Here is a 22,493-nt window from a genome sequence, read left to right on the forward strand (position 1 = left end):
CAAATAAGATTCATTTTATGTGCAACGTTTGTTTTGCTGCCTTTCTTTATGAAGGCTCAGACAACAGCACAAAATGAAACTGATTCAATGAATATTGAGAAACAGGACTCCATGGTCCAGGTAGCTTTTCGGGAGGTTTCGAAGGATGACCTTCTTGGGGGTGTTTCAGTTGTCAATGTGGAAGACTTGTTAAAGAAAAACTATCATACTTATAGTTTGGAAAGCATGGAAGGCTACATTGGTGGTTGGAATGGGAATTCCTTGTGGGGTATGGATGACCATTTAGTGCTGGTTGACGGTGTGCCTCGTGCTGCCGATAATATTTTGCCCACAGAAATAGATGAAATCACTTTCCTGAAGGGTGCTTCGGCAGTTGTGTTATATGGTAGTCGTGCAGCCAAAGGGGTCATCAACATCACAACAAAGCGTGGTAAGGATCAGCCCCTGGAAGTGAATGTCAGAGCAAATACAGGGTTTCATGTGTCAAAAAGTTACCCAAAATATTTGGGATCTGCAGAATACATGACTTTGTTCAATGAAGCATCTGTCAATGATGGTAAAGGTGTCTCATTCAGCGACGAAGATATTTTCAATCATGCTTCGGCAAACAATCCATATCGCTATCCCGATGTAGATTTCTATTCATCAGATTATCTTCAGAAAGCTTATAACCGAACAGATGTGACCACTGAGTTGATTGGTGGAAATGATCGTGCACAGTATTATAGTAATATCGGGTATTCGCGTACAGGAGACGTCCTCAATTTTGGAGAGGCCGCGAATAACTATGATGAACGTTTGAATATCCGTGGAAATGTAGATATTAAGCTTAACGATTTTATCGACGCACATGTAAATGCAAATGCTACATTTTATTCATCAAGGGGGATTAATTATACTGATAGTGATCCGGATGATGACGAAAATGTTGATAATTACTGGACGTATGCTTCAACAATGCGGCCGAACAGGGTTGCTCCTTTGATTCCAACCAGTTATATTGATAAGAATGCATTGAGTGCATGGCCAATGATTGATAATAGCTTGAATATTGTTGATGGTCAGTATTTTCTGGGTGGTTCGCGTGTGGCAATGACCAATGCTTTTGCAGATGCTTATGCAGGTGGATATAATAAGTACAATAGTCGGCAGTTTCAATTTGATACAGGTCTGGACTTCGATCTTCAGAACTTAATGGATGGTCTTTCTTTTCATACACTGTTTGCCGTAGATTATTCTACTTCTTACAATGCTTCCTATAGTAATGAGTATGCAGTGTTTGTCCCATCCTGGTATAATTACAATGGAGAAGATGTTATTGCAGAGTTGACTCAGGAAGGAAGTGATGAGAAATCTGGTGAGCCCGATTTTAATGGAGAAGAATATTTTCAAACAATTGCTTTTTCAGGCTGGTTTGATTATGCCACTACGATCAACGACACCCATAATATCTCTGCAATGCTTGTCGCTAATGGCTATCAGCAAACACAATCAGAGGTGTATCACAGTGTAGCTAATGCGAATGTTGGTATTCAGCTCGGGTACAACATGAACCGGAAATATTATGTTGACCTAGGTGGATCCGTTGTTCACTCCGCAAAATTTGCAGAGGGTAATCGTAATGCCTTTTCGCCTTCAGCAACATTGGGATGGAGACTGAGTCAGGAGGATTTCCTTTCCGGTTCTTCTGTTGTTGATGATTTGATGTTGAGTGTGTCGGGAAGTGTTTTGCACACTGATATGAGTATTGAAGGATTTTATGAATATGCAGGAAACTTTAATCAGTCCGATGGTGCCTGGTGGGGATGGTATGATGGTGCTTCCGAGCGTTCAACGAATTCTATTCAGGGGGAAAACGAAGATCTGACATTTGTGAAACGCAAAGAGCTTTCTGCTAATCTCAGAACATCTCTTTGGAAGAATACAATTACTGCAGATGCCTCATTTTTTATCAATACCATGGAAGGATTGATAACAGAGCCTATGGGCGTTTTCCCTAATTATTTCTTTACCTATTATCCTGAAGCTTCGTTCGTTCCCAATGTTAATTTTAATGATGATCAGCGTACAGGTTTGGATTTTAGTGTGAAATATAAGGAGAGCCTTGGTGATGTAGATCTGACCCTGGGTGTTTCAGGAACTTATTATACTACTGAGGCCACCAAGCGTGATGATATCGCTTATGAAAATGATTATCAAAAACGTCAGGGGAAGGCTGTTGATGCTATCTGGGGACTCGAGAATGCTGGATTCTTCCAGAACCAGGCTGATGTAGATAACTCTCCTACTCAAACTTTTGGTGGCAACATTAAACCAGGGGACCTTAAATATGTTGATCAAAATAACGATGGTGTTATTGATGAGAAGGATGAGATTTTTCTGGGACAAGCTGGATGGTATGGAAACCCTTTTACAATGGGGGTAAATATTACTGCAAAGTGGAAGAATTTTACATTTTTTGCTTTGGGAACAGGTTATTTTGGAGCTTATGCCATGAAGGATGATTCTTATCATTGGGTTTATGGTGATCGTAAGTATTCAGAAGTTGTACGTGGTCGTTGGACCCCTGAAACAAACGGTTCAGCTACTTTCCCAAGGTTGACGACAGAAAGTGGAAGTAATAACTTCCGCAATTCCGACTTCTGGTTGTATAGTACAGATCGTTTTAATATTGCTAAAGTTCAGATTACTTATGATCTGCCAAAAAGTGTGTTACAGAATATCTTTTTCAAGGAATTTTCCGCTTACATCGGTGGTTCTAACTTGTTGACCATCTCTCCCGAACAAGAAATATTAGAGAGAGAAATCACAGAAGCACCACAAACAAGATTCTATAATATTGGTGTTAAAGCAGTATTCTAAAAAGGAAAAGTTTAAAATTAGGAATTAAGCTATGAAAAATATAATAAAACTATTGGTGCTATTATTCCTGTTTACAGGTTGTAAAGATGTTTTCACACCGGAAATAGAAAATATCCGGGATTTGGAAGCAATGTATGAGGAACCAACATATGCACAAGGCATTTTGGCTAATGCATATATTTTGTTGCCTTATCAAAATGCACCTGAAAGCGATGTGGCAACAGATGATGCAGTAACCAATGATGTAGAGAACGATTACCTGAGTATGGCTACTGGTTCGTGGTCCTCCAATTCTAATCCTGTTTCTCAATGGCAGGGACGCAGAAACGCGATTCAATATTTGAATATTTTTCTTGCCAATGCCGATGAGGTTGAATGGGCCCAGGATGAGGCTGCAAGAATCATGTATAATGATCGTTTAAAAGGTGAGGCTTACGGGCTTCGTGCTCTTCAAATGTTTTACCTGTTGAAGGCCCATGGAGGATGGACCTCAGATGGTCGTTTACTTGGGGTGCCTATCGTAACTGAGCCTGAGGATAAGGATTCGGATTTTAATGTTCCCCGAAATACATTTCAGGAGTGTCTGGACCAGATTATGAGTGATGTTGATCTGGCTTTGGAGTTGTTGCCTCTGGATTATGGTGATGTTTCAGCATCTCAAATTCCCGAAAAATACCAACAACTTGGTGTAACCAGTGCCAGTGATTATAATCGTGTGGTTGGAAATCATATGCGTGGTCGTATTACCGGACGTATCGTTGAGGCCATACGTGCTCAGGTAGCTCTTTTGGCTGCAAGTCCTTCCTATGCCGATGGCACGGACGTGACATGGGCCGATGCTGCTAATTATGCAGGATCAGTATTGAGTCGCATAAACGGCCCCTCAGGAATGGATGCTGATGGCTGGTATTGGTTTGCAAATGCTACAGAAATTGACGGTTTGGGATCAGGCGTTGTTCCTCAGGAGATTCTTTGGCGTAATGACATCGGACAAAGTAATGACCTGGAATCCGATAATTTCCCTCCCTCACTCTATGGTAATGGCCGTGTAAATCCCACGCAGAACCTGGTTGATGCCTTCCCATCCGTGGATGGTTATCCGATTACAAATGCATCTTCTAATTATGACCCTTCTAATCCTTATGCCAACCGTGATCCTCGTTTATCGCGTTATGTCGTAGTTAATGAGAGCACTCAGGGACCAGACGATGCAGTTATTGTTACAGGAGTATATGGAGATAATGAAGATGCATTAAACCGGGAGAGTGGTCTTTCAACCCGTACAGGATATTACCTGAGAAAATTGATGCGTGCTGATGTGAATCCTAATCCTGAGTATAACACAGAACAGAAGCATTATACTGCACGTATTCGTTATACAGAGATATTTCTTGCCTATGCAGAAGCGGCTAATGAAGCCTGGGGACCTGACGGAACCGGTGAATTTGGTTTTTCTGCTTATGACGTAATCAAAGCCATACGGGAAAGAGCCGGTGTAGGGGTTAGCAATAATGATCCTTACCTCGAAGAGTGCAGAACCAGCAAAGAAAGAATGCGTACATTGATTAGGAATGAACGTCGTCTTGAACTCTGTTTTGAAAATCACCGTTTCTGGGATTTGCGTCGTTGGAATGTTGATTTGAATAAACTGAACGAAACTGCCATGGGTGTTCGGATAAGTGATGCTGGTAATGAGGATGGTTTTGCCATTGTTGATGTTGAATCCAGAAATTACCAGGATTATATGTACCATGGACCTATTCCTTATGAGGAAATGTTAAAATGGAGCAATCTTGAACAAAATGCAGGTTGGTAATTCATTGAATAAAAAAAGATAAATGTTGAAAGATATGAAACTGTTTAAATTTTTATCGGTATTTTCTGCAGGAGCCTTGGCATTGCTCATGACGACCTCATGTGAGAACAAGGAGGTCGAATTTCCTGATTTTGAATATACTACCGTGTATTTCCCCTATCAATTTCCTGTGAGGACAATTGTTTTGGGAGAGGATATCTTTGATAATACCCTTGACAACGAGCATAAGTTGAAAATTTATGCAACGATGGGTGGTGTGTATGAAAATAATAAGAATATTGAAATTGACATTGCGGTGGATGACGCATTGACCAGTAACCTGTTCTTTGAGGATGAATCTGCTGTTCAACCCATGCCGGCAGATTATTACTCATTAGCTGAGCAGACAATTTCTCTCAGTGGAGAACTTCAGGGAGGGGTTGATGTCCAATTGTCAGATGCCTTTTTTGCCGATGAGAATGCTATCAGCAATACTTATGTTATTCCTTTAAGAATGACTGGCGTTAGTAATGCAGATTCTATATTGGATGGTACACCTTTGGTCGATAATCCCGTTAGAACCAATGTGGCAGACTGGGAGGTTCAGCCTAAGGATTTTGTTCTCTATGCTGTAAGGTTTATCAATCCGTGGCATGCCAATTATCTGCGTCGGGGAGAAGATATTATTACAGAGAATGGTGAAACCACTACAATAGTGAGGCATGAAGAATACGTTGAGGACGATGAGGTGGTGAGTTTGCATACATCTTCATTGAATTCTGTGATTTTTCCTGTGCAAACAACTGTTATGCAGGGAGAAGAACAGGTAACTCTTACTTGTGAATTGGTCCTCACGTTTGATGAGAATAACGAATGTTCCATTGTTTCTGGTACAGAAGGATATACTGCCAGTGGTTCCGGACAATTTGTTAAAGATGGAGACAAGAATAGTTGGGGCGATGAGGATCGGAATGCTTTGTACCTGGATTATGAGGTGGATTTCGGGACTAAGCAGTATCAGACTAAAGATACACTTGTGGTTCGTGACCGGGGTGTTAAGATTGAGACATTCAATCCTACTTATACCGAGTAAGTTAATCGTTAAAATCAGATTGATTATGAAATTTTTATATAAATTCTGGAGCTATGCGGCGGTATTGTCCGTATTGGCCTCTTGTGCAGATGATAGCAGGCTCGAATATGATGTAAAGAAGCCTGAAAGTATCGTAGAAAGTGAGTATCTGAACGACTATGATGTGTTAAAATCCTACGTAGATCGTACAGAGAACCCGGACTTTAAATTGGGTGCAGCGGTTTCAGCAAGTGACTATACCGAAAGAGGAGCAGTGTACAGTCTTGTAAATTCCAATTTTGATGAGATAACTGCTGGCAATGCCATGAAATATGGATCTGTGGTACAAGATGACGGATCAATGAATTTTGCTCAGGTTGCACAATTGATGGATGCCGCCAGGACCGCCAACATCGGTATTTATGGTCATACTCTTGTGTGGCATTCGCAACAGAACAAAGAATATCTTGAAAGCATCATTGCCGATAAAGAGGCTGAATTTGATCCTAATGCAACTGATGAGGTGGTTGATGGAATTAAGGATTATTCAGAAGAAGGATTTACCGGCTGGTCTGAGGGCCCTGTAACGCCTGTGGTTCAGGATGGAGTGTTGGTTGTTACCAATGATGAAGAACGAGAGCAAAATTATTTTGTACAATATCATGTTGCCAATAACATGCCTACCAAGGTAGGCACTAAGCATAAGGTGACTTTACGCATCAAAGGTTCTACTCCAGGTGAAATAAGAATGGCTTTGGGTGATTGGGGCAATACTGAAGATAAACCAATTTCCTTTACTGATGAGTGGACAGAAGTGTCAGCAGAGTTTAATGGCCTTGTTACTAATAGCTTTGTTATGCTGCAATCAGGAAGTTATGTTGGAACCTACGAAATTGAGTGGGTGAAAGTAACGCATGAAGAAGCTAAATCCATTAAAGTTCCGAGATATATTTACGAGAGTGATTTCTCCGATGGAGAGGCATTAGGTGGATGGGGCAACGGATCCACTCGAGAGGTTGTAAATGGAGAGCTTTTGATGACAAATCCCTCTGTGGTTAATTCATGGGAAGTACAGGCAGCTATTGATTTTTCTGATCCTTTGGAGAATGGAAGAACTTATTTTCTTAGCATGAAAATCAAAGGTAGTGGCGAAGGTTCTGTAGGACCTGGATTTCAAGATCCCAGCGATTACTCTTCCGGCGGTGATTTTGCTTCGATAAGTTTTAACACTGAGTGGAAGGAAGTTACTGTTTCAACAACTGTTACTAAAGAAACCGTTACTCGTTTCTTGTTTAGTTATGGCGATTTTGCCGGAACGATTTATATTGATGACCTTAAGCTGTATTATGAAGAGTCCGCAAATAGCATCCCCCTTACTCCGGAAGAAAAGGCTGATACCCTTACCTGGGCAATGGAAAACTGGATTTCCGCAATGATGGAAGCCACCGATGGTTATGTAACGGCATGGGATGTGGTGAATGAAGCTATTTCAGGTGCAGATTACGACGGAGACGGGTTTTATGACCTTCAATCGGCTGAAAATGGAGACCCTGAAAGCAATTTCTACTGGCAGGATTATCTGGGCGATAACTTTGTTCGTATTGCAGTGGGACTGGCTCGTGAACATGGTCCAGAGAATCTGAAATTATTTGTTAATGACTATAACCTGGAGTCTGATTGGGACGATAACCAGAAGTTGAAAAGTCTGATCAACTGGATCGAACAATGGGAGTCGGATGGTGTGACTGTAATTGATGGAATTGGCACACAAATGCACGTCTCGTACCATTTAAATCCTGAAACACAGGCCAGTAAGGAAGAGCATATTGTGAAGATGTATGAGTTGTTAGCTGCAACTGGAAAGTTGGTTAAAGTCACCGAGTTGGATATGGGGCTGGTTGACGAAAACGGCGATGCTGTGATGACAGAAGATGTTACGCATGAACAGCATATGGCTATGGCTGAATATTATAATTTCATTATTCGAAAGTACTTTGAAATTATACCTGTAAATCAGCGATATGGTATTGCTCACTGGAGTCCTGCAGACAGCCCTTCAGATTCTTCCTGGAGAGGTGGTGAACCCATTGGGCTCTGGTCTTTGGATTATGTCCGTAAACCAGCTTATGCCGGTTTTGCCGATGGTTTGGCAGGCGAATAGGTTTTTATTATTTAAAAATGCTTAAAGATTTTTTTTCAAAGCAATAGGTTAAATAGATACTCCTCCCGGATTTTTCCGGGGGGAGTTTTTTTCTTGTTCTTTTATTTATGTCTCATAAATTACATTTGGAATTAATGAGACACATTCCCTCCTGATACGTCAAAGAGGTTCTTCATGTTAATTCGAATAGTGTTATTAGTTGGAATGTGGGATTTATCTGTAGTCCTCAATATCCTTCAATAGGAGGGTATGGTTTGGCTTATTTTTATGAAATGCAGACAGGTTTTGGTAATGAACTCTATTTTCGTTCTTTTATAGATGGGAATAGTTCTTCCAAAACCAATGCTATTCGGTCATCATGGAATGATGTTTAATCAAAATTTACCCTTTATGAAGGCTCGCTTAATATTTTTGTTCGGTTTCTTTTTACTCTTTTCAATTGACACTCTCCGTGCCTGGCCGGAGATGCCTACTCCCCGTCTGCACGTGGAAGGTCGCTTTCTTAAAGATAACCATGGAAATACTGTTAACCTTCACGGTTTTGCCCAGACCTACAGCCCCTGGTTCAATGAGCGGGGGCAATATTGGAATAATTATGATGTGGAAGGATGCCTGACCTATAATCAGGGACTGATTGATGACATTTTGGATGCAGGATGGAAGATGAACTTTCTCCGACTGCACATGGATCCCTATTGGTCAAATGAGCCTGGTTGTACTCCTGATGGTCACGAATTACCGAATTGTTTCAGTGAAACCCGCTTCAGAAAATATCTTGATGAGGTTTTTGTCCCGATGGCTGAATATGCCATCTCCAAAGGCTTGTATGTGGTGATAAGACCTCCCGGTGTGAGCCCCGAAGTGATAGGTGTTGAAGATGACTACAATTATGCCGAATATCTGATGACCGTTTGGGATATCGTTTCTTCTCATCCAAAAATTCTGGAAATGGAGGAGGTGATGTTTGAACTGGCTAATGAACCGGTAAGGATTCGTCTGGCTGATGGAAGCGTCGGGAACAATACACAGGCCCATTTTGATGTATTGAAACAGATTTTTCAGCCTGTAGTGGACAAAATTCGGGAAAACGGATTTCATAATGTGCTTTGGATTCCGGGTTCAGCCTATCAGGCCCAGTACAAAGGGTATGCCGTTAATCCCATTGAGGGAGAGAATATTGGTTATGCTGTGCATATTTATCCCGGTTGGTTTGGGAGTGCCGATGGATATGAAGTATTCAAGCAGGAGTGGGATGCCAATGTGAAGCCGGTTGCTGATTTTGCGCCAATCATGATTACTGAAATGGATTGGGCACCGGAGAAGTATGAAGATGTTTCGTGGGGAACAGGGATTACAGGAACAGCCGGTGGCGAAGGATTTGGAGCCAACTTTAAGAGAATTATGGACGAAACAGGGAATGTAAGCTGGTTGTTATTTACCAGTCCTCACTTCCTGGCAGATTTTAGCGCAGAAGAGCCTGCTGATGGCGAAACCTATACTTTTTTGAATGACCCGGAAGCCTGTCCCTGGCCTGTATATCACTGGTATCAGGAATATGCAGAAACGAATCATCCCCGACCGGAATTTCAGTATCAGTCGCACAGTGACAACGGTGACGGAACTTATACAAATCCATTGATTCACGCCGATTTCCCCGATCCGGATGTGATTCGTGTGGATGATGTTTACTACATGGTAAGCACTACGATGCACATCTTCCCCGGAGCAACACTTTTGAAAAGTTATGACCTGGTTAACTGGGAATATTGCAGCAATCCGTTGGAAATGATTGAGGCAGGTGATGCATATAATCTTTTGAATGGAGAAGACAGGTATGCACGTGGGCAATGGGCGTCCAGTTTGCGATATAATGATGGCACTTTCTACATCATGTTCAATACCCTCGATGAGGGTGCGTATTTATTGACCAGTTCTGACCCGGCAGGACAATGGGACCTTCAAAAACTTTCCCGTAGTTATTATGACCCGGGGCTTTTCTTTGACGAGGATGGGAAAACTTATGTGGTACATGGAATCAATACCATTAAGATTACTGAGCTGGATGATAATTTTGAAGCCATAGGTGAAGACCGCACTGTGATTGAACGACCGGAGTCTGGACTGGAGGGATGTCACATGTACCAGATAAACGGGTTTTATTACATCTATGCTACTTATGGAGGATGGCCTGCTTCACAGGTCGCTTTCCGGTCCACGAATCTGTTTGGGGATTATGAAGAGAAACTTTTATTGGATGATGACAATATCCATCAGGGGGCATTGGTGGAAACGCAGACAGGAGAATGGTGGACGGTTTTGTTTTATGACAAGGGGCCTTTTGGGCGTTTTCCCAATTTGCAACCTGTAACCTGGGTGAATAACTGGCCTGAAATTGGTGAAAATGGGCAGGGTGTTACGACTTATCGCAAGCCCGATGTTGGGCAATCGTATCCTGTAACAGTGTTGCCTACCAATGATAACTTCAGAAATTATCAGTTGGGTAAGCAGTGGGGGTGGAACCACAATCCGGATGACAGCAAATGGTCGCTGTTTGACCGGCCCGGATTTCTGCGTCTTGAAACTGCAGGGGTGACCGATGGTTTGCTGAATGCAAGAAATACCTTGACTCAGAGGATTTTTGGCTATCACTCCGAAGCGACTGATTCTTATGGAACCATCAAGCTGGATGCCAGTAATATGCAGGAAGGTGATGTGGCCGGTTTGGCTGTTTTTCAGGATCCTTATGCTTTTATCGGCGTAACGGTTGCTAACGGAGAGAAGCGAATAATGACAGAGCTGGATGGCGTAGCTCAGGTAGCGACTGATGCTTTGGCTGAAGAAGTGGTTTACTTAAGAGCAGTAGCCAACTACGGTACCGGTATCGCAAAGTTTTATTACAGTACCGATAATCAGACATATCAGCCGATGGGAGATGATCTGAATATGGCATTCGACCTGTCGGTTTTTACCGGTAATAAATTCGCCATATTTAACTATGCTACTGAAACAACAGGTGGTTTTGTGGATGTGTACTGGTTTACTACGGAGGCAACCTTTTCCGAAGATTTGTTCTACGACGATAGTTTTACAGGTTTTACAGAGGAACAGTTAACGCTGGACCAACTGTATATGGACGACCAGGAGTTGGAACTGGTTTTGGGAAGCAACAGGACATTAAGAATTACTGCTCTTTTTCAGGATGGGCATACGGAAATTGTTTCTTCAGAAGTATCTGTGGTTAACAGCAATCCCGAGGTAGCATACGTGGTGAACGGACGAGTTGTAGCCGGAGAAAACGGGAAGGCTAATATTACCGCTACCTATGAGGACAAGCTTGGAAATCAGCAAAGTGTCAGTTTTACTGTCGTCGTAAGCATTTTTCCTTTAACCAACGAAGGATTTAATCCTTCCATCTGGGAAACGGGAACCTTTGATGAATCGACAGGTGAACTGATTACCGGACAATATGGCTTTGGTGGTTGGCAGTACGACAACGGACTGGATTTGTCAGGATATAAATTTCTGGTGGTTAAACTTAAGAAAATTCCCGGCGGAAATGCCTCATTTCGCATCTTTGATGAGAGCAGTTACTGGTCTTCACCTTTTAGCTATGACGTGCAGGATGAAACAGAATTGGTTATTGATTTGAACCGCATGAAGAAAGAGGTCGATGGACAGTTGGTTGCGCTCGATCCTTCGCATATTTATATCGTTGGGTTCTGGTCGTTGGGGGGAAGTCCAATTCTTATTGAAGATGTTTTTCTGTCTAATTCGGATGAATATGACACTTCGGTTCAGGAAATTGATTTTGATGAACTGTTGCCTGACGAAAAGGTGGACGTCTATTCTTTAACCGGGAGGTTGCTTCGCTCAAAGGTAAAAAGAAAGAATGCTGTTTCAGGTCTTGTTACAGGCGTTTATGTGATTGGCAATACTGAAAAAGGATATGGAAAGGTGGTGGTATCTGACTCTTATTAGGAATTGATGAGAAGATATCGTTTCGGGCTCTGTTCTGCCGGGTTTTCAGACAGGTTCTTTGATTAATTTAGGGATGATTTGTTTTTTCTTTCTTAGGTTTTATGTTTTGTAAAGCCATGAAACATGGTAGAGGTTTTTAATTTAGAGATATTTTAGTTTTAAAATCAGATATAATCGGTGAGTTGTCTAAAAAGATTCTTTAAAGAAAGGGGCAGTGAGAGGTGTGTCTGATATTGAAAGAATAATATCTTAAATCAAATCAGGACCAATGATTGATTAACTATTTTTGAAGCAGTAGGTTTTTTGACGATTTAAAGACCTAAAAGCTATTTGTTCAGGTTATAATCAGGCCTGGATATTCAGTTTTTCTCAGTAATTCCCCGGAAGCGTGTGCTGTGCTTTCGGGGAATTTTGTTTTATAGGGCCAATAAAAGGGGTTTGAGGCAGAAGCTCACAAAAAAACCGCAACTCTTCTATTGAAGAATTGCGGTTTTTTGTTGTGATCCGGGCGGGACTTATTTATATTAATTTTCAATTTTCATATAAAGCAACAATATTAGAGTAAACAACCTTATAACCTAAACATAGAGCCGTTTTTTGTTGTTTATGAAATTAAGTAGAACTAAATTAACTTTCAGTTGAAAAACTTTTTTAGGGTGCAAATTTGCAAAGTTGCACCCTTTAGTTTATCTTTGGATTAGTAAATTCAAAACTTGAAATCATGGCTTCACTCAAATGGTTTATTCGCACAAATGCGAAAACAAAATCAAAGCCCGTTACTATTCGGGTACGACTTCGGGACGGACAAAAGGACGTCTATTCAAAAACTCATCTAAGCATCCCGGCTAAATTTTGGAATCAGAAAGCACGGACTACCCGCGCCAAAATTTCTAATTCAGGAGACTTTGCAGAAAGGGACTGGTATAAAGACCAGCTGGAGACGTTGGAAAGACATATTTTAAAATCTTACCAGGACAAAGGGGAACTTTCCAAAGAATGGCTTTCTGAATGTATTGAGAAATTCAGAAATCCTGAAAGCTTTGAGAAAAAGCCAGTCACTCTGTTTGAGTTTATTTCTCATTTTATAGAGCAGTCAGAGCAAAGCATAAACCCAAAAACGGGCAGTCCTGTACATTATCGCATTCGCCGGGACTATATCCGAACCTTTGAACTACTCAAGGAGTTTGCAGCTGGTCGGGAAATTGATTTTAATGATATTGACCTGGATTTTTACAATGATTGGATAAGCTTTCTCCAAACAAAAAACATAGGATCCACAGAGGAACCAAAATACTACAAGGCCAACAGCGTAGGAAAATTTATAAAAAACCTGAAAGTATTTCTCAATAAAGCAACGGAGGACGGTATAAACACAAACCTACGGTACAAATCACACCGCTTTGTTAAAATTCAGGTAGAAACAGACAGCATCTATCTTAATGAAGCCGAATTAAACCGCATTCAACAAATTGACCTTTCAAACAGGCCATACCTTGAACGGGTGAGGGATCTGTTTTTGGTTGGTTGCTGGACTGGTTTAAGGTTTGGCGACCTTTCACGAGTGAAGCCTGAAAACATTCAAGACGGTTTTATACGTGTTACACAATCCAAAACAGGGGATAGGGTTGTAATTCCATTGCATCCGGTTGTTACTTCCATTTTAGAGAAGTACGAAGGCCGTTTGCCGGCCGCTATTTCGAATCAGAAGACAAACGACTTTCTCAAAGAGATTGCAAAGCTGGCAGAGTTAAATGAAGATCTTCACATTTCCGAAACCCGTGGAGGTATCAAAAGAACCGTAAAACGGCAAAAGTGGGAATTGGTCAGTTCCCATTCTGCCCGCAGATCTTTTTGTACCAACTTGTTTAAAGCCGGATTCCCCTCGCAATCAATAATGAAAATCAGCGGGCATAAGTCCGAGTCTGCCTTTCGTAAATACCTAAAAGTTAGCGAAGAAGAACACGCCAATTTGTTATTACAGCATTGGACTAAAAACGGTAATCATTTAAAGGTTGTAGGGTAATGAATAAGGAAAACATACACACAATACTGCAAAAAGAGTTTCCCGGTACTGATAAGAAAGTATTGGATATAATTGCAGGGCATATAGTAAAATCCGTTTTTACTGATATGGAAACTGTAATCAAAGAAGGCAGGTCGCTGATTGAAATATATGATCGGCTTGAAAATGAAAGGCCTTTGCCAGAACAATCACCTGCGGAGGTAATTAGTGAAATGATGCTCATAACGAAAAATAATCGGTTAATAGGTTCGGAGGTTCTAAATCATAAAGCATTATCAAAGATCGCACCTGACGGAGAACAGGGATATTTAAAGAATCAGATTTATTTAATGATAAAAGAGATAACAAAAACAAGGTTTGGTTATATTGATTGGAATGAGTCAGGACAACCCATGAACGAAGAGGAATTAACCCCGCTTGCTATTAATTACTATCAAAAATGGAGCTCCTTTGGAGAAAGAGAAAGAACGGTTGCTGTTGATGACTTATTGGAATTCTTTGAGTGGTATTGGTTAATCTACGAACTTAAACAACTCAAAGAACAGGTAAAGGATCATTCCCAGTTAATGGAAAAACTTTGGCATAGAAAATACATTGATAACATCGACAAGGATGTTTTTAACAATGCTATGAAAAATGGGCCATATCCAACGGAGAAAAACAAAGTTATCTGGATTGGTAAACCGTCCGATGCAAATAAATTCTGTGAGCATTTAGGCATGGTAAGTGATGGACGTGGTAGGTATAAGGTTTGGAATCGATATTTCATCTTAGATAATGGAAAGCCTTTATACGAGAACACCAAACCAGATAATCGCAGGGGAGATATTATCGACCTAATGGAAAATGAAGGTTACCCGGAGGGGTATTTGAAAAACATTAAAAAAGAATAGCAGAAAACTTATCTAAAATACAACTATTTGAAGGCCATTAATTTGGCCTTTTTTTATGCCTAAAATCTAAAAAAGTCTAAATACTTTTAGATAAGTAACTGTCAATCAATTCTTTAACTAACTTAAAGTCGTTGTATGTTTGTGGTAACGAATCAAGTTAATCACAATTAAACATACAACGTCATGAACACACAACCATTTAATTTACACACAATTCTTTCAAATCCAGAACTCGCTGGAAAGCTCAAATTTGAAATATCGGGGATAGAAATTGTAAATGCTATTCAGACAGCCGCCCGAGAACTTCATGAAAACAAATCCGAAAAAATTTCATCTGAAGAGCAGTATTTGACACCTGACCAAGCCGCAAAGATGCTTCAGGTTTCTAAGGTGACTCTTTGGACGTGGAACCGAAAAGACATTTTGCCAGCCTTCAAAATTGGCCGCCAAGTCAGGTACAAGCTTTCAGATATTCAAAAAATAGCCGAAGGAAGGGAGGCCAGCCATGAAGCATAAAAAAAGCCCCGAAACCGTGGGGACGGTAAAAGGGGCAGAATCGAAAGGGGGAATCAATGGGACAAAGATAATCAATCTTTCCGACTTCGGGCCAGCCACTCAATCAATCCATTCCGTACTACTTACCGGACAATACACTACTGCCGAACTGGTAAGGGAAACTGGTGTATCTGATCCGAGGTCGCATATTCGCTATTTAAGAGCCGGGGGTGTTCCAGTCTCTGACTACTGGCTGCATTTGGGCGATAATACCCGCATGAAAGTTTATTTCATCCATTCAGCACCGATCAGGAAGAAAGGAGGTGCACAATGATATACTATTGTGTGGCTGCAACCGTTGACGCCGGACTAATCAATCATGTAATGGAGATTGATACCGCTACCAGGGGGGTAGCACTTGGATATCATATACTACCCGGCACCATTACCCCCGACCGGAAAAGAGCTGAAGAACTTCTTAAGCAATGGCAGAGAAGCCCTTTCCGGCTAACGAAAGAACTTGAAAAACTTGTAATCTACTAAACGCTTTGAATTGAAAAACGGAGGTTACATAAAACTTTTCAGAAAACTCACAGAATGGGAGTGGTACGATGACGCCAACACCTTTAGAGTGTTTATACACCTTTTGCTAAATGCGAGTTTTGAAGCAAATAGTTGGCAGGGTATCGCGTTGCAGCCCGGACAGTTAATAACCGGGAGGAAGAGATTAGCCAAAGAATTGAAGTTATCAGAACGACAAATTCGCACTTCATTAAATCGCTTAAAATCGACCAACGAAATAGCCATCAAAACGACCAACAAATTTAGCGTTGTAACTATTTGTAAATGGGAAGATTACCAGAGCGAAGGAGAAGCCAAGCGACCAGCAAAACGACCAGCAAAAGAGCCAACAAACGACCAACAAACGACCACTACTAAAGAAGGTAAAGAAGGTAAAGAAGTATTAACACGCGATTTTGAGAAGTTTTGGACGCAATACGACAAAAAGAAGGATCGAAAAAAATGTTTTGCAAAGTGGAAGAGACTAAGCCAGTCAGATAAAGAAAAAATCTTTCAGACGTTACCGGCTTATATCACATCAACACCTGATAAGCAATACAGAAAAAACCCGCTTACTTACCTTAACGGTGAATCATGGAACGATGAGATTATTACCTCATCCACCGAACAGGAGAAAGCAGACATTAACTATTTGGAATATTCACCCGCATAGACATAGACAATGGAAAACCTACACGACATAGAAACCGAAAGAAAAGTATTAGGTCAGCTCATAATTGAGCCAGACGCTTACCTGAAAGTCACTGACATACTGAGTGCATCAGATTTTTACCAAAAGGAGCATTCAGAGGTTTACGAGGCTATTCAAAACCTTTTTAAAGAAAACACCCCGATAGATATTGCATCGGTCATCTTTCAACTCAAAAAGCAGCAAAGCCAGATGTCAGCTTTTGAGGTTACCGGCTTAATGGCAGACGTAGCAGCCGCCGCACATATTGAGTATCACGCCCGAATCATCAAAGAATATTCCATACGCCGCACATTAGTAACTGAAATAAGACGCTTGGATAAATTGGGAACGGACCCCAGTAATGATTTGGATTATTTCATTGATAGAGCTACCCGATTGGTTGACCGTGTGACGGATGAGGTGGAAAACAGATCGCAGATTAAAGATTTTAAAAAGAATGTGGCCGATACAATCGAAAGTATAAGAGACCGCCAACAAAGCGAAAATACGCCACAATATGGAGTTAAACCCTCTTTAGCAGCTATCCGGCAATTTGTGCCAGTTTGGGAAAACGGTCTTTTGATAATAATTGCTGCCCGGCCATCTATGGGAAAAACAGCGTTTGCACTTCATGAAGCGATACACATTGCCAGCACGGCCGGCCCGGTTCTTTTCTTTTCGTTGGAAATGACAGCCCGCAAACTTACCACAAGGGTTTTACAAAGGGAATCGGGCCTTTCGGGTTATGACCTTGACCGATTGACCGCCAATCAATGGGGCGTTTTGGATGAAGCTGTTTCACACGTTCAGGATTTGGGACTTTACATTGATGACACACCGGCCGTATCTCTCGGACACGTTAAAGCCAAAGCGAAAATCTACAAAAAGCAGCACGGCATTAAAGCAATCGTTGTGGATTATTTGGGGTTAATGAAAGGAGACAGGAGCCTTCCCAGAGAACAACAAGTGGCTGAAATATCCAAAACCATGAAAGGCATTGCAAAGGAGTTTGATTTGCCGGTGTTTTTGCTCTCACAGTTGAACAGGGGGCCTGAAAACAGACCTGATAAAAAACCCATACTCTCAGACCTTCGCGAATCCGGGGCTATTGAGCAGGATGCAGATATCGTGGTCTTTCCACATCGACCCATTTATTACGATTCCAAAGCAATAGACGAAAAGGGCAAAGCATATTTCTATTTCGCAAAAAATCGGGATGGTAAAATCGGGGGCGCGGTGACTAAACACAATGAGACAATAACGAAATTTTATGACATAATCCATACACCTGATGGGGCCGCACCATATTAAACAACGTGGAGAATGTGGAGGCCTAAAAAACAGAATTCAATCAATTTTTAACCAAATAAATCAAAAGCAATGAAAAAGCACAAATCAAAACACACGGTTTACCAACCAGAAAACACAATGGACGTGGAAATGACCTTTCAGAAAACAACCCCTTACCTGGATGGGATCCCTCAAAAACCTGATATCACATTCGTGGTCTCCGACTTGGACGAGACAAAAGAGATTGTAACCTCCATATCCATTAAAGAAGCTAAGCAAATGGTAAAAGGCTTAAAGGCCATTATCAAAGAGGTTGAAGGATAGAAAACCCGCCCCGGAATTATAGCCAATTCCGGGGCAAAAAACAGGGTTCAAGTCTGCTAAGGATGAAATAAAAACAGGTTAAGTAATTGAAAGACAGAGTAAGTTAATAATATAATTTTGAAAGTTGCACCCTATTTGCACCCGAAAACCGAAAAAAATGAAAAATCCAACAATAAAACCCGGCCAGCTGATTACTGGGAATTTTAACTACCTGAATGAAGTGAGAAGGAATCTGAGAATAATAAATATTGAAAAGGTCATTCAGGAAAAGGCACATGAGGTTTCAATGCTTTTACTCAATAGAGATAAAAACAGAATCCGCATAAAGCAGATTGAACACGATATAATCTTTTTTCAAGAGATGTTACAAACCCTTTCAGATGTGCCTTCATGGGTGGATCTGCCGTTACCAAGTAATAACTAACTAAACTAAAAAAACATGGGAAATTTGGTATGGCACGCTGAAATTGACGGCGAGCAGGTAAAAAGAGACATAAGAGAGATGAACCAGCGAATCTCTAAATTCACAAAGGACGTGAAAAATCAGGGGAACCAGGTTGATAGTACCTTTAAAAGAATCGGTGCGGCAATGGCCGGGTACTTTTCAATCACAGCCGCAAAAGGATTTTTAGATCAGGTTATCCAAGTCCGGGGGGAGTTTCAACAGCTGGATATTGCGTTGCAAACGATGCTGGGGAGCAAAGAAAAAGCGGACCGGTTAATGAGTGAGGTTGTAGAAATGGCAGCCAAAACCCCCTTTTCATTAACAGAGCTGGGGCAAGGTGCAAAGAGGTTGCTGGCATTTAAAGAACCAGCCGACCAAGTAACCGAAAGTTTACGCCGTTTGGGTGACCTTGCCGCCGGTGCATCCGTTCCGGTTACTGACCTTATACAAGCTTACGGTAAAGTTTCAGCTAAGGGCAAGATGCAGGCCGAAGAGTTAAACCAGTTTGCCGAAAGGGGTATTCCTATAATTTCAGAGCTTGCAAAAGTAGTCGGAGCTACTGACAAAGAGATCTACAAAATGGCCGAACAGGGCCAAATTGGATTTGAAGAGTTGCAAGCTGCAATTAAGAACATGACCAATGAGGGCGGCCAATTTTTCAACCTAATGGAAAAGCAATCTGGTTCACTCACTGGTCAGGTTTCCAATTTAGGGGACGCGTGGGACCGTATGCTTAACGAAGTTGGGGAAAGCAATGAAGGCATGATTTACGCCGGAATTGGCGGTTTGAAAACCTTGGTGGAGAATTATGAAACTATCATTGACACCCTGAAAGTTCTTATTGCCACTTATGGAGCCTATCGGGCCGCTTTGGCACTGGGAGCCATTGCCAGACAGTCAGGCAATATATTGGAATCCATAAAGGTTTGGGGCAGTCTGGTAAAACAGATCAGAACCGCGAAGGATGCACAGGCCGCCTTCAATTTGGTAACAAAAGCCAATCCCTGGGGTTTATTGGCCGCCGCCGTTGCTGGTTTGGTTACTTATTTGGCTGTTTTTAATACCGAAACCAAAGATGCAGCTAGTGAGGTTGAGAGATTGGCAGATGTTACGGGGGAAGTTAATTCCAAAATGGAGCATGAAAACAGAATGCTCGATATGTACAAAAGGAAATTGGCAGAAGCTAAGCCAGGAAGTGAAAGGAGGGTTGAACTTGTTGAGGAGTTGAATAGAAAATACCCCGACCTTCTTTCTAATATAGATGCGGAAAACGCTTCAATCACCACGCTCCAAAGCACCATTGATGAATATGGGAAAAGCCTTGAGAAAACCATAAAATTAAAGGTTCTTGAAAATGAATTGTCTGGCATCCTTACGGAATCCCAAAATATTGAACAGCAATACAGGGAGGGGGAAATTAATTCAAACGAAAGGTATAATCAACAAAAGAGACTTGAGGAAAGGCGCGACCGTCTTTTTGAAGACCTGGAATATCAAAAAGACCTTGTTGATTATGGGAAAGAGGTTGCGGCCCTTATGAAGCAAAGAAGAGGACTTCAAAAGGAATTGGCAAAATACGAATCCTTTGGAAGTATCACAATGCAATTGCCAGAAACTAAAGAAGGGTATGAAAAGGCGAAAAAGGATATTGAGGCAATAAACAAACAGATTGAGGATATTATATCTGGTGGTAGTGAAGATGGAGGAGGAGAAAAAACCGGGCCTTTTGATGTCAAAGCTTTTGAAAAATCACTATCAGAGCAAAAGAAAGCTTACGAAGAGTATTTTGGGGCCTTGCGCACAGCCAGGAAGGAAGATGTTGCAGCCATAAAAGAACACAACTCCCAATTACTGGACCAAGGACAGAGCCTGGAAGATTTTCTTTTAAAACAGTTGGAGGCATACGCTGATAACGTTCAGGCCAAAATGGCGATTTACCAAATGGCCGCAGCTGAGGGATTAACTCTTGATGCCAGGCAGGCTGTTCCAGACGAACTAAAAAGCTCTTGGGCAAAAGTTGGCACACCAGCCGTCCCAGACTCCAAAGATTTAGCCAATCTGGATGCTTACAAACGCAAATGGGAGGAAGCCGGGCAAGCTTTGCAGTCAGCTTTAGACCTCCAGAGGATGGATGAGTTCGGACAAAATGCCATACAAATAGCATACATAATGCAGGATATTGCCAAAGCCGTTGGAGGTATTAATGCGGAACTTGGCAACGTTATGATGACCATTGCGGACACGGTAGGGAGTGCCGGGAATATGGCAAAAATGGCCGCATCGGGTGACTATTTAGGGGCCGCATCTGCGGGTGCGCAAAGATTAACTGATTTTACATTAAGCTTAATAAACGCATCCAAAGAGCGTAAAGCAGCTGAAGAGGCCTTTTATCATTCCGTTAATGCACTTCAGAATCAGTACAATTTAAGCCTCAACGAACAATTAAGACTTCAAACCGAACTCAACGAAAGTATTTTTTTGACAGATTATGTCGGGCGAATGTCGGATGCGGCCGAAGCTTACAAAGATGCGACACAAGGTTACCAGGAGGCTATGAACGACCTTAGCGAAAAAGGAACTGTTCAGGTAGGAACAAAAGATGTGACAGATTGGAGTAAGGTTGCAGGGGGCGCGGCTTTGGGGCCAGCCGGCGCAATATTAGGCGGTCTTTTCGGTAAAAAAGAGGAAAAGGTGATGGCTAACCTTTTAAGCCAGCACGAGAAGTTAACTGATGAAACCGGAAAGTTAGATATTGATTATGCCAATACACTTATTGAGCAAGGTTTACTTAATGAGGAAACAGAAAATTTGCTTCAGAATACCATTGACTGGCAAACCAAAATGGAAGAAGCTGAACAGCAAATGAAGCAAGTGAGCCAAGAGTTGGTTGGCATGATGGGAGACGATTTGAAAAATGCACTTGTAACAGCATTTGAGGAAGGAACAGACGCGGCCGCCGCCTTTGGAGACAGCGTGGAAGAGATTCTTGAGAATATGATTGCCGGGGAAGTTGTAAACCAGGTGATGGGGCCTTTGCTCAATCAATTTGGGGAAGACTTTGAACAGGCTTATGCTGGTGGAGGCTATCAAAGTGCTTTAGGCTTAATAGGTGACTTTACCAAAGATGCTGCGGTGAGGGTTGGTGATGTAAAAAAGCTACTCGAAGAAGCGCAAAAAGCAGCTAAGGAAGAGGGTTTTTCAATCTTTGACGGCAGCGCATCGGAAGACCCTTTAACAGGTGCAGTAAAGGGAGTTTCAGAGGGAACCGCCTCATTGATCGGCGGACAAATGAACGCTATCCGAATTAATCAGGCGGAAAGTTTACGGATAATGAATGAATCAATCCGGTACCAGTCAGAGATTGCGGCGAATACGCGGTACAACAAGCACCTGGAAAGCATTGATAACAAACTTAACGTTTTGAAGTCAAACAAAAATTCCGACAAAAATTCCGACCCCTTAAAAGCTAAAGGACTTTAAACAGGTAAGCAATGAACCACATTAGAGACGGCCCCGGCTTGAAAAATAGGTATCGGCAAATGTTCTAATCAAAAGGGAGCAGGCTTGGCCGCCTGTTCCCAATCACAAACCCTTTAAAATTAAAAGTCATGTTAGCAGATTTTATTGAAGCTATTCCAGTTCATCTTAGAGATGACCTTTATCAGTTGCTCAAAGACAACTGGATTCATTCCGAAGAGCGTAAAGCATACATTGAACGCAACCAGGAGCGGCACCGGAAAAAGGAAATTGAGCAAATGAGGCGAAGAGCGATAATGAGAAAACGAGTTTTAAGGCCGGAAAAGGTTTAAATCATCCATACGGGACGATAAACTACAAGCCAAAGCCCCTTTAAAAACTGAGAGTATTAAACCAAACAAAAGGAGTTGCACCCTTAGACGCACC

The 22,493-nt window shown here is 41.7% G+C and carries 16 protein-coding genes; all 16 read left to right on the forward strand.

Annotated elements, in window-relative coordinates; all coding sequences use genetic code 11:
• Window positions 1–87: 87 nt before the first annotated feature.
• Window positions 88–2,862 carry a SusC/RagA family TonB-linked outer membrane protein gene (locus tag BY457_RS14020; RefSeq protein ID WP_258176742.1) on the forward strand — a complete coding sequence of 925 codons (2,775 nt, stop codon included), beginning with the start codon at window positions 88–90 and terminating at the stop codon, window positions 2,860–2,862.
• Between the two features lie 31 nt (window positions 2,863–2,893).
• Window positions 2,894–4,678, forward strand: a complete 1,785-nt coding sequence (locus BY457_RS14025) for a RagB/SusD family nutrient uptake outer membrane protein (RefSeq protein WP_106153956.1) — start codon at window positions 2,894–2,896, stop codon at window positions 4,676–4,678.
• 34 nt (window positions 4,679–4,712) lie between these two features.
• On the forward strand, window positions 4,713–5,750 hold the full coding sequence (locus BY457_RS14030; protein ID WP_106153986.1) for a DUF5627 domain-containing protein: 1,038 nt from the start codon (window positions 4,713–4,715) through the stop codon (window positions 5,748–5,750).
• Window positions 5,751–5,775: 25 nt separating this feature from the next.
• Window positions 5,776–7,890: an endo-1,4-beta-xylanase gene (locus BY457_RS14035; RefSeq protein WP_106153957.1), complete on the forward strand. Its 2,115-nt coding sequence runs from the start codon at window positions 5,776–5,778 to the stop codon at window positions 7,888–7,890.
• A 390-nt stretch (window positions 7,891–8,280) separates the two neighbouring features.
• Window positions 8,281–11,868 carry a family 43 glycosylhydrolase gene (locus tag BY457_RS14040; RefSeq protein WP_106153958.1) on the forward strand — a complete coding sequence of 1,196 codons (3,588 nt, stop codon included), beginning with the start codon at window positions 8,281–8,283 and terminating at the stop codon, window positions 11,866–11,868.
• Between the two features lie 721 nt (window positions 11,869–12,589).
• A complete protein-coding gene (locus BY457_RS14045; RefSeq protein WP_106153959.1) occupies window positions 12,590–13,891 on the forward strand; it encodes a site-specific integrase in 1,302 nt (433 codons plus the stop codon).
• Complete coding sequence (locus tag BY457_RS14050) at window positions 13,891–14,784, forward strand: hypothetical protein (RefSeq protein WP_106153960.1); 894 nt, start codon at window positions 13,891–13,893, stop codon at window positions 14,782–14,784. The genes BY457_RS14045 and BY457_RS14050 overlap by 1 nt, the downstream gene beginning before the upstream one ends.
• Window positions 14,785–14,967: 183 nt before the next feature.
• Window positions 14,968–15,300: a helix-turn-helix domain-containing protein gene (locus BY457_RS14055; protein ID WP_106153961.1), complete on the forward strand. Its 333-nt coding sequence runs from the start codon at window positions 14,968–14,970 to the stop codon at window positions 15,298–15,300.
• Window positions 15,290–15,613 carry a hypothetical protein gene (locus BY457_RS14060; protein ID WP_106153962.1) on the forward strand — a complete coding sequence of 108 codons (324 nt, stop codon included), beginning with the start codon at window positions 15,290–15,292 and terminating at the stop codon, window positions 15,611–15,613. The genes BY457_RS14055 and BY457_RS14060 overlap by 11 nt, the downstream gene beginning before the upstream one ends.
• A complete protein-coding gene (locus BY457_RS14065) occupies window positions 15,610–15,822 on the forward strand; it encodes a hypothetical protein (RefSeq protein ID WP_106153963.1) in 213 nt (70 codons plus the stop codon). The genes BY457_RS14060 and BY457_RS14065 overlap by 4 nt, the downstream gene beginning before the upstream one ends.
• 10 nt (window positions 15,823–15,832) lie before the next feature.
• Window positions 15,833–16,513 (forward strand): hypothetical protein, encoded by a 681-nt coding sequence (locus BY457_RS14070; RefSeq protein ID WP_106153964.1) that lies wholly within the window; start codon window positions 15,833–15,835, stop codon window positions 16,511–16,513.
• A 9-nt stretch (window positions 16,514–16,522) separates the two neighbouring features.
• The gene (locus BY457_RS14075) at window positions 16,523–17,842 is read left to right on the forward strand and encodes a replicative DNA helicase (RefSeq protein ID WP_106153965.1); all 1,320 of its coding nucleotides are present in this window, start codon (window positions 16,523–16,525) and stop codon (window positions 17,840–17,842) included.
• Between the two features lie 69 nt (window positions 17,843–17,911).
• Window positions 17,912–18,145, forward strand: a complete 234-nt coding sequence (locus BY457_RS14080; protein ID WP_106153966.1) for a hypothetical protein — start codon at window positions 17,912–17,914, stop codon at window positions 18,143–18,145.
• 157 nt (window positions 18,146–18,302) lie between these two features.
• Window positions 18,303–18,569, forward strand: coding sequence for a hypothetical protein (locus BY457_RS14085; protein ID WP_106153967.1), 267 nt, complete (start codon window positions 18,303–18,305; stop codon window positions 18,567–18,569).
• 15 nt (window positions 18,570–18,584) lie between these two features.
• Window positions 18,585–22,070: a tape measure protein gene (locus tag BY457_RS14090; protein WP_106153968.1), complete on the forward strand. Its 3,486-nt coding sequence runs from the start codon at window positions 18,585–18,587 to the stop codon at window positions 22,068–22,070.
• Window positions 22,071–22,198: 128 nt separating this feature from the next.
• Complete coding sequence (locus BY457_RS14095; RefSeq protein ID WP_106153969.1) at window positions 22,199–22,399, forward strand: hypothetical protein; 201 nt, start codon at window positions 22,199–22,201, stop codon at window positions 22,397–22,399.
• Window positions 22,400–22,493: the final 94 nt, after the last annotated feature.

The sequence above is a fragment of the Marinilabilia salmonicolor genome (assembly GCF_003003035.1).
GTDB classification, from domain to species: Bacteria; Bacteroidota; Bacteroidia; order Bacteroidales; family Marinilabiliaceae; genus Marinilabilia; species Marinilabilia salmonicolor_A.